The organism is Hymenobacter rubripertinctus, from assembly GCF_003583925.1.
Classification (GTDB): domain Bacteria; phylum Bacteroidota; class Bacteroidia; order Cytophagales; family Hymenobacteraceae; genus Hymenobacter; species Hymenobacter rubripertinctus.
Map to the genome: position 1 here is coordinate 1 of NZ_QYCN01000110.1, position 898 is coordinate 898.

The 898-nt window shown below is 61.1% G+C and carries 1 protein-coding gene and 1 pseudogene; both read left to right on the forward strand.

Going from position 1 to position 898, the window contains the following annotated elements:
* Window positions 1-283: helix-turn-helix domain-containing protein (locus tag D0T11_RS21735; protein WP_147374807.1), on the forward strand; the 283-nt coding region annotated here is incomplete at its 5' end.
* Window positions 284-291: 8 nt separating this feature from the next.
* A pseudogene (locus D0T11_RS21740) lies at window positions 292-864 on the forward strand (IS630 family transposase); the annotation flags it as partial.
* Window positions 865-898 lie beyond the last annotated feature (34 nt).

Consider the following 898-nt stretch of genomic DNA (forward strand, 5'->3'; position numbering starts at 1 on the left):
GAAGGTGCTTGGCCTGCAGCGGCAGACAGTCTACAGCTGGTTTGCGCGCTGGGAGAGTGCCGGTTTGGCCGGGCTGGCTAACGCCAAGGGCCAGGGTCGGCCGGCCATTCTCACGGCCGCCGACACGGCGCAAGTCCAGGCGGCCGTGCGGGCCAACCGCCAGCAACTCCAGGACGTCACTGCCAGCCTGCGCCAGGAGTTGGACCGCCAGTTCTCCCCCTTGACGCTGAAGCGTTTTTTAAAAAGTGTGGTGGCAAGTGGCGACGCTTCCGCCACTGCCTAAAATCAGCCCAGGACCCGGCGCACTACGCTGACCGGGCCGAGCGTCTGGCCCAGGTGCAGCAGGTAGCCGCGCAGGGGCACGTGGACCTGTTCTACGGCGATGAGACGGGTTTTTGCCTGACTTCGCCCATCCCCTACGGCTGGCAGTTTGCCGGCGAGCACGTCGCCACCCGGCCCCGTCACAGTGCCCGTCTCAACGTGCTAGGGCTGTTAAATGCGGCCACCAACGAGTTCCACCACGTCGTGCGCCAAGGCAAAGTCGACGCGGCTTTTGTCGTGCAGACGCTTGATGCCTGGGTTGCCACGCGCACCAAGCCCACGGTACTGGTACTCGATAATGCCTCCATTCATCGGGCGGCTGCCTTTCAGGCGCGGCTGCCGGCGTGGGAAGACCAAAACGTCTATATCTTTTACCTGCCTGCCTATAGCCCGCACCTGAACAAAATTGAAACGCTGTGGCGCAAAGTCAAATACGAGTGGCTGCGGCCAGAAGCCTACGCTGATTTCACTACGCTCAAGGCCGCCGTGCGCCATATTTTGGACCACGTGGGAACAGCATACCGCATCCGGTTTCAAACCTGAAATAGTCTGATTAATTCTGAACAAGCACTTACCA